General features: G+C 71.8%; 7 protein-coding genes and 1 pseudogene. 7 read left to right on the top strand and 1 reads right to left on the bottom strand.

Annotated features, from left to right (window positions below):
- The 5 genes from dnaA to AX737_RS20230 form a co-directional block, all read left to right on the top strand.
- The coding region (gene dnaA, locus AX737_RS20250) for a chromosomal replication initiator protein DnaA (protein ID WP_066924426.1) at positions 1-1,077 on the top strand (1,077 nt) is incomplete at its 5' end.
- Between the two features lie 172 nt (positions 1,078-1,249).
- Entirely contained in the window at positions 1,250-2,371 is a 1,122-nt protein-coding gene (gene dnaN, locus AX737_RS20245; RefSeq protein ID WP_066924424.1) for a DNA polymerase III subunit beta, read from the top strand.
- Between the two features lie 105 nt (positions 2,372-2,476).
- On the top strand, positions 2,477-2,815 hold the full coding sequence (locus tag AX737_RS20240) for a hypothetical protein (RefSeq protein ID WP_066924428.1): 339 nt from the start codon (positions 2,477-2,479) through the stop codon (positions 2,813-2,815).
- 87 nt (positions 2,816-2,902) lie between these two features.
- Positions 2,903-4,060 (top strand): DNA replication/repair protein RecF, encoded by a 1,158-nt coding sequence (gene recF, locus AX737_RS20235; RefSeq protein ID WP_066924422.1) that lies wholly within the window; start codon positions 2,903-2,905, stop codon positions 4,058-4,060.
- A gap of 8 nt (positions 4,061-4,068) precedes the next feature.
- The gene (locus AX737_RS20230; protein WP_066924420.1) at positions 4,069-4,680 is read left to right on the top strand and encodes a LysE family translocator; all 612 of its coding nucleotides are present in this window, start codon (positions 4,069-4,071) and stop codon (positions 4,678-4,680) included.
- A gap of 45 nt (positions 4,681-4,725) precedes the next feature.
- Here AX737_RS20230 and AX737_RS20225 read toward each other — a convergent pair whose 3' ends face one another.
- A complete protein-coding gene (locus AX737_RS20225; RefSeq protein WP_066924418.1) occupies positions 4,726-4,965 on the bottom strand; it encodes a type II toxin-antitoxin system VapB family antitoxin in 240 nt (79 codons plus the stop codon).
- 84 nt (positions 4,966-5,049) lie between these two features.
- On the opposite strand from AX737_RS20225, the gene recQ reads away from it, so the two are divergent.
- Together recQ and AX737_RS20215 are read left to right on the top strand one after the other, a co-directional pair.
- Positions 5,050-6,897, top strand: a complete 1,848-nt coding sequence (gene recQ / locus AX737_RS20220) for a DNA helicase RecQ (RefSeq protein WP_066924417.1) — start codon at positions 5,050-5,052, stop codon at positions 6,895-6,897.
- A 111-nt stretch (positions 6,898-7,008) separates the two neighbouring features.
- Positions 7,009-7,605, top strand: a pseudogene (locus AX737_RS20215) (hydrolase); the annotation flags it as partial.

The following is a 7,605-nucleotide window of genomic DNA, read 5'->3' as shown; positions in this document are numbered from 1 at the left end:
GCCCTCCGCGGGGCGCGCCTCGGGCACAGCGGCGACCTCAACGGTACCCCGCTCGACGCCCGCCTCACCTTCGCGAGCTTCGTGGTCGGGCGCTCGAACGCGCTCGCCCACGCGGCGGCCGAGCGCGTGGCCCGGCACGAGGGCGAGGGCGCGCTCTACAACCCGCTCTACCTCCACGCGGGCGTGGGCCTCGGCAAGACGCACCTGCTGCACGGCATCGGCCACGCCGCGCGGGAGTCCGGCCGCCGGGTGATCTACCTCACCGCCGACCGCTTCATGTACGGCTTCGTCAACGCCCTGAAGACCCAGAACGCGCTGGCCTACAAGGAGCGCCTGCGCGGCATCGATCTGCTCATCCTCGACGACGTGCAGTTCATCCAGGGCAAGTCGATCCAGGCCGAGTTCGGCCACACCATCAACGCGCTGATCGATGCCGGCCGCCAGGTCGTCGTCGCCTCCGACCGGCCGCCGACCGAGCTGGAGGCGCTCGACGAGCGCGTGCGCTCGCGGCTCGCGGGCGGCCTCGTGGTCGAGATCGGCACGCTCGACGAGGCGCTGCGCGTCTCGATCCTCACCGCGCGCCTGCAGGCGGTGCGGACCGCGCACCCGACCTTCGAGGTCTCGCCGACGGTGGCGGCCTACGTCGCCCGCGCCATCACGGCGAACGGCCGCGACCTCGAGGGTGCGGTGAACCGCCTGCTGGCCCACGCCACGCTCACCGGCACCGCCGTGACGATGGAGACCGCCGAGACCGCGATCCGCGACCTCGTGAAGAACCGCGAGCCCAAGCGCATCAAGATCGAGGACATCCAGAAGCTGGTGGCCTCGCGCTACAACGTCTCGCGCTCGGACATCCTCTCGGAGCGCCGGACCGCCGCCGTGGTCAAGCCGCGCCAGATCGCCATGTACCTCTCCAAGGTACTGACGCTGCGCTCGCTGCCCGAGATCGGCCGCCGCTTCGGGGGCCGCGACCACACCACGGTGCTGCACGCCGTGCGCAAGATCGAGAAGCAGATCGGCGAGGACGCGGTGCTGGGCGACGAGGTCGAGCTCCTGAAGCGCATGCTGCAGGATTGACCCGACAGCGCCGGGGGCGCGACGCCCGGGGCCAGACCTGTGGGTGCGGGGCGCGAGCTTGGCCTTAGGCCGGGCCGCGCCCTTGCCTTCGCCCCCACCCTTCGCCAAGCTGACCGGCCAATTTCAGTGGCGCCGCCGGCCGCGGCGGCGCGTCAGCTTCAGAGTTTGAGCGATGAGAGTCACTGTCGAGCGCGCGGCCCTTCTCAGGTCGCTCGGCCACGTGCACCGCGTCGTCGAGCGGCGCAACACGATACCGATCCTGTCGAACGTCCTGCTGCGCGCGGAATCCGGTGGCCTGCAGCTTCGTGCGACCGACCTCGACATCGAGGTGACCGAGAGCGTGCCCGCCGACGTGGCCGATCCGGGCGCCACCACGGTGCCGGCCCACGTCATCTACGACATCGTCCGCAAGCTGCCCGACGGCGCCCAGGTCTCGCTGGAGACGGGCGGCGAGTCCGGCCAGATGACGATCCGCTCGGGCCGCTCGCGCTTCGCGCTCGGCGCCCTGCCGGAGGGCGACTTCCCGGATCTGGCCGCGGGCGAGTTGCCCCACAGCTTCTCGATCCTCTCCGCCGACCTGAAGCGGCTGATCGACAAGACGCAGTTCGCGATCTCCACGGAAGAGACGCGCTACTACCTCAACGGCATCTACCTGCACACGATCGAGTCCGAGGGCGCGCTGAAGATGCGCGCGGTCGCGACCGACGGGCACCGCCTCGCCCGGGTCGAGCTCGACGCGCCCCCGGGCAGCCAGGGCATGCCGGGCGTGATCGTGCCCCGCAAGGCGGTGGCCGAGATCCAGAAGCTCGTGGACGACGGCGGCGAGAGCGTCGACATCGACCTCTCGCCCGCCAAGATCCGCCTGCGCTTCGCGGGCGGCGTGACCCTGATCTCGAAGCTGATCGACGGCACCTTCCCGGACTACCAGCGGGTGATCCCGACCGGCAACGACAAGCGCCTGACGGTTGAGCGCGAATCCTTCGCCCGCGCGGTCGATCGCGTCTCGACCATCTCCTCCGAGCGCGGGCGGGCGGTGAAGCTCGGGCTCTCGGAGGGCCGCCTTGCCCTCTCGGTGAACAACCCGGATTCCGGCAGCGCCACCGAGGAGCTCGACGTGGATTACGAGGCCGCGGGCCTCGATATCGGCTTCAACGCCCGCTACCTCCTCGACATCACCAGCCAGCTCGAGGGCGACACCGCCCTCTTCCGGCTGGCCGACCCGGGCTCCCCCACCCTGATCCAGGACCGCGAGGGGGCGCCGGCCCTCTACGTACTGATGCCGATGCGGGTGTGAGCGCGCGGCGGGCCGCGCGGCATCCACTTCGGTCGCGCGCGCCCTAGGTGTGGTCGGCGTGACCCGCGCCGCCCGGCGGCGCGAAACATGGAAGAGGGGAACGAGATGAGAGCGATTCTGGCGATGGCGGTGGCGGGCATGACCCTGATCGCCCCGATGAATCTCGCCTCCGCCCAGCCCTACGGCTACGGCGACCGCGATTACCGCGACCGCGGGGATTACCGCGACCGCGACTACCGCGACCGGGGCGACTACCGCCGCGGCCGCGACGACGACTACGACCGCCCGCGCGGGCGCAACCGGGGCGACTACGCCTTCGACGAGCGCGAGTACCTGCGCTGCAACCCGGACGTCCGCAGGGCCATCGTGAACGGCCAGATGCAATCGGGCCTCGCCCATTACCGCACCTTCGGCCAGCGCGAGGGCCGCCGCCTCAGCTGCTGAGGACCGATCCGACGACATCCCGCCGCGCCCACTGCGCGGCGGGACCCGAGAGGCCGAAGAGGCCGCGACAGCCCTCACCCTGGCCGCATGACTGACACCGAGGGCGCCCAGCGTCTCACCCGCCTGATCGCCCGCGACTTCCGCAATCACGCCGACCTCGACCTCGCACTCGGGCGCCGCTTCGTGGCGCTGGTCGGCGAGAACGGGGCCGGCAAGACGAACCTCCTGGAAGCGATCTCACTGTTCTCGCCGGGGCGCGGCCTGCGGCGGGCCGACCTCGCCACCATGGCGCGCGAGGGCGGGACCGGCGGCTTCGCGGTTTCGGCGACGCTCGCCCGCGACGGCGACGCCCACCGCCTCGGCACCGGCATCGAGCCGCCGGGCTACGACGGAAAGGTCGCGCGCGTCTGCCGGATCGACGGCGGCAACGTCCCCTCCCCGATCGCCTTCGCGGAGTTCCTGCGGGTGGTCTGGCTGACCCCCGACCTCGACGGCCTGTTCCGGGGCCCGGCGGGCGACCGCCGCCGCTTCCTCGACCGGCTCGTTCTCGCGGTCGACGCCGCCCACGGCGCCCGGGTCTCGGCGATGGAGCGGGCCCTGCGCTCGCGCAACCGCATCCTAGAGGAGCGCCCGAACGACGGGCAGTGGCTCGACGCCGTGGAGCGGGAGGCCGCCGAGCTCGGCGTCGCGGTGGCGCTCGCCCGCCGCGAGACCGTGGAGCGCCTCGACCGCCTCATCGCCGAGACCCGCGACGACGCCCAGCCCTTTCCCTGGGCGAGCGTGCGGCTCGAGGGCGAACTCGACGACCTCGTGGCGGTCTGGCCGGCGGTGGAGGCGGAGGACCGCTTCCGCGTGGCGCTCGCCCGCGGCCGCCACCGCGACCGCGCCGCCGGCCGCACCCTGATCGGCCCGCAGACGACCGACCTCACCGTGCGCCACGGCCCGAAGGACGTGCCGGCCGCCACCGCTTCGACCGGCGAGCAGAAGGCGCTGCTGATCGGGCTGGTCCTGGCCCATGCCCGCCTCGTCCAGGCGATGAGCGGCATCGCGCCGCTGATCCTCTTGGACGAGGTCGCGGCCCATCTCGACCCGCGCCGCCGCGCCGGCCTGTTCGACGCGCTGGAAGCCCTGCCGGGTCAGGTCTGGATGACGGGGGCCGACCCGGCGATGTTTTCGGAACTGGCGGGACGCGCCGACGTGGTCCGGATCGCGGACGGGCGCGTCGTTGCGTCGGAAGCGGGTTGAGGCATTCAATGCCCCTATCGAGCCTCCTCCTGTTCGCCGTCGTCTACGCGGTCGCCGTCGCCTCGCCCGGGCCCGGCGTCTTCGCGCTCGTCGCCCGCGTCCTGGCGCGCGGCACCCGCGGCATCCCGGCCTTCATCGCGGGTTTCCTCGTCGGCGACCTGCTCTGGTTCTCGGTCGCGGCAACGGGGTTCGCGTTGCTCGCGCAGAGCTTCGCCGCCCTCTTCGTCGTCATCCGCTATCTCGGTGCGGCCTATCTGGCCTACCTCGCGTGGCGCGCCTGGACCGCACCGGTCGAGCCGCTCGCGGGCGAACCGATCCGGGGCGAGAGCGAGCTGCGCCTCTTCCTCGGCGGCCTCGCTCTGACGCTTGGCAATCCGAAGGTCGTCCTGTTCTTCCTCGCCCTGCTGCCGACCGTGATCGATCTCGAACACCTGACCATGATCGGGATGATGGAGAACGCCGCGATCATCGTGATCGTGCTCGGCACGACTCTCGCCGCCTATGCGCTCGCGGCGGCCCGGGTCCGGCGCTTCTTCGGCTCGGTCCGCGCGCGGCGGGCGGTCAACCGGGGAGCCGGCACCGTGATGGCGGGGGCGGCACTCGCCGTCGCGACGCGGTAAATTCCCGGTTGGGGATCGCGATGATCCCAGAGGCATCGACGGACATCACGGATCCCCGCTCAGATCGTCGTAAAACGCCTTGTCTGCCTCGTGCCCGGTCTTGGGGGCCGCCGCGATCTCGTCCAACAAGGGCTGTAGACGCTCTGCCAGGAAAACGCATTGCTCCTCTCGCCAGAGGTCATGAACGAGGGCGCCGCGCACAGACTCGGTCTTGCTCACCGTGGCTGTGAGGGCCAGTTTGTCGGCCGAGCGATTCGCTTCCTCGTCGCAGATGTCCGGCGGCACGGGCCTCTCCACCGCATAGACATTGAAGGCTACGGCCTACACAAACCCGCTTCAAGCCGTTCGTAGTCCCGGACCCCCAGCCCCATGTCCCAACGCCTCGACGAGGCCCGCGCCGCCCTTCGAAAAACCTTCGGCTACGACGATTTCCGGCCCGGACAGGCCGAGGTGATCGGCGCCGTCCTCGACGGCACCGACGTGTTCGCCGTGATGCCGACGGGCTCCGGCAAGTCGATGACCTACCAGCTCCCCGCCCTGGTGGAGGATGGCCTCTGCGTCGTGGTCTCGCCGCTGATCGCGCTGATGCACGACCAGGTCCAGCAGATGCGCGCCTTCGGCATCCCGGCCGCCACCCTGAACTCCACGGTGCCGGAAGCCGAGTCGCGCGAGACGTGGCGGCGCATCCGCTCCGGGGAACTCCGCCTCCTCTTCGTCTCGCCCGAGCGCCTGCTGATGGACGGCTGCATGGAGGCGCTGCGGGGCGCGGGCGTGCGGCGGCTCGCTGTCGACGAGGCGCACTGCGTCTCGCAATGGGGCCACGACTTCCGGCCCGAGTACCGCGAGATCGCCCGCGCCCGCGAGACGCTCGGCAACGTGCAGGTGCTGGCCCTGACCGCGACCGCCGACGCCACGACGCGCGCGGAGATCGCCGAGCGCCTGTTCCAGGCCGGCCGCCCGCCCCGGGTGTTCGTGCACTCCTTCGACCGGCCGAACATCCGCCTGACCTTCGTGCCGAAGGACAACCCGACGCGGCAGATCGAGCGCTTCCTGAAGCACCGCCGCCAGGAGAGCGGGATCATCTACTGCTCGTCGCGCAAGCGCACCGAGCAGCTCGCCGACAGCCTGAAGGCGGACGGCTTCAACGCCTTGCCCTACCACGCGGGCCTCGACCAGGCGACGCGGATGAAGAACCAGGACGTCTTCCTGCAGGAGGACGGCGTGGTGATGACCGCGACGATCGCCTTCGGCATGGGCATCAACAAGCCGGACGTGCGCTTCGTCTGCCACGCCGACATGCCCAACAACATCGAGGGCTACTACCAGGAGATCGGGCGCGCCGGCCGCGACGGGCTGCCCGCCGACACGCTCACCCTCTACGGCCTCGACGACATGGCGCTCCGCCGCCGCCAGATCGACGAGAAGGAGGTCGGCGACGAGCGCCGCCGGGTCGAGCGGCGCAAGCTCGAGGCGATGATCGCGCTCTGCGAGGGCGCCGCCTGCCGCCGCCAGTCGCTGCTCGGCTATTTCGGCGAGGCGAGCGCTCCGTGCGGGCGCTGCGACCTCTGCCGCGGCGGCGTCGAGCTGATCGACGGCACGGTCGCCGCCCAGAAGGTGCTCTCGGCGATCGTGCGCACCGGCCAGCGCTTCGGCGCGGCCTATGTGTGCGACGTGGTGCACGGGAAGGAGAGCGAGCAGATCCGCCGCAACGGCCACACGCAGCTCAAGACCTACGGGGTCGGGGCCGACAAGCCGGTGGCGGCTTGGCGCGCCATCCTGCGCCAGCTCTTCGCCGCGGGCGCGGTCGCTGAGAACAGCGACGGATACGGCGGCCTCTGCATGACCGAGCGCGGCGAGGCGATCCTGTTCGGGCGCGAGAGCGTGCAGCTGCGGCCCGACCCGCAACCGAAGGCGGAGAGCCGGGACCGACGCCGCGCCTCGTCCCGGGGCGACGACGACGCGCTCGCGCTCTCGGACGCCGACGAGGCGCTGTTCCAGCATCTCAGGGGCCTGCGCGCCACGATCGCGCGGGCGGAGGGCATCGCGGCCTTCATGGTCTTCCCCGACCGGACGCTCGTCGAGATGGCGCGCCAGAAGCCCGTCGATCTCTGGGCGCTCCGCTCGGTCCACGGCGTCGGCGAGCGCAAGCGCGAGGCCTACGGCGAGCGTTTCGTGGGGGCGATCGCGGATTTCCTCAGCCACACGCCCGCCGGCTGACGGAGGGGCGCGGCTGACCGCTCCGCGCCGCGCTTTCTCCTCGTCCGCGCCCGATTCGGTCTGTTAGGGACGGCCACCCCGGCGGCCGCGAGCGATCCCATTTCCCAGACGATGACAGACGAGGCGTGCGCGCGCTCCCCGCGGATCGGCCGGCGTGCCGTGTTCTACATGCCGGGCTTCGACCCGCGCGACCCCGAAACCTACTGGGGCCTGTTCCGGCGCGAGGCGCGGCGCACCGCGGCGCTGCGCGGTCGCGCCATCGCGGTCGGCGAGCCGGCCCGCGCCCCGGACGGGATCAGCCTTGACTGGGACGTGGAGGAGGACGGCACGCGCACGCGCTACAGCCTGCTGCGCTGGGAGGACGTGGTGCGCGCCCACTTCCCCCGCCCGGAATGGCGCCGCCTCTCGGAAGTGCCCGTCCTGCTCTGGCGCCTCGCCCGCAGCGGCTACGGCCGGAACCTGCGCCGCGAGGCGCGGCGCTTCGCGACCGTGATCTATAGCGTCCACCGCATCTATCTGGGGCTGGCCGTGCTGAGCCTCGTGCTCGCTGCCCTGCCGCTGCTTCTCCTGCCGCCCGGGTGGCGCCTCCTCGGCCTGCTTGCCGTGCCGGTCATGGCCTACCCGATCCTCGCGCTGCTGACCCGGCTGACCCGCGGCAAGCCGCTCTACGTGGCCCATCTCGTGGACGACACCGCCTTCACGCACGCC

Origin of the sequence: Methylobacterium sp. CCH5-D2 (genome assembly GCF_001556475.1) — a bacterium.
Taxonomy (GTDB): Bacteria; Pseudomonadota; Alphaproteobacteria; order Rhizobiales; family Beijerinckiaceae; genus Methylobacterium; species Methylobacterium hispanicum.
This window is presented reverse-complemented; position numbering and strand designations above follow the sequence as displayed.

Excerpts from the sequence above, each read along its gene's own strand:
- dnaN (WP_066924424.1), top strand. The coding sequence starts at position 1,250 with ATGAGAGTCACTGTCGAGCGCGCGGCCCTTCTCAGGTCGCTCGGCCAC.
- AX737_RS20240 (WP_066924428.1), top strand. The coding sequence starts at position 2,477 with ATGAGAGCGATTCTGGCGATGGCGGTGGCGGGCATGACCCTGATCGCC.
- recF (WP_066924422.1), top strand. The coding sequence starts at position 2,903 with ATGACTGACACCGAGGGCGCCCAGCGTCTCACCCGCCTGATCGCCCGC.
- AX737_RS20230 (WP_066924420.1), top strand. The coding sequence starts at position 4,069 with ATGCCCCTATCGAGCCTCCTCCTGTTCGCCGTCGTCTACGCGGTCGCC.
- recQ (WP_066924417.1), top strand. The coding sequence starts at position 5,050 with ATGTCCCAACGCCTCGACGAGGCCCGCGCCGCCCTTCGAAAAACCTTC.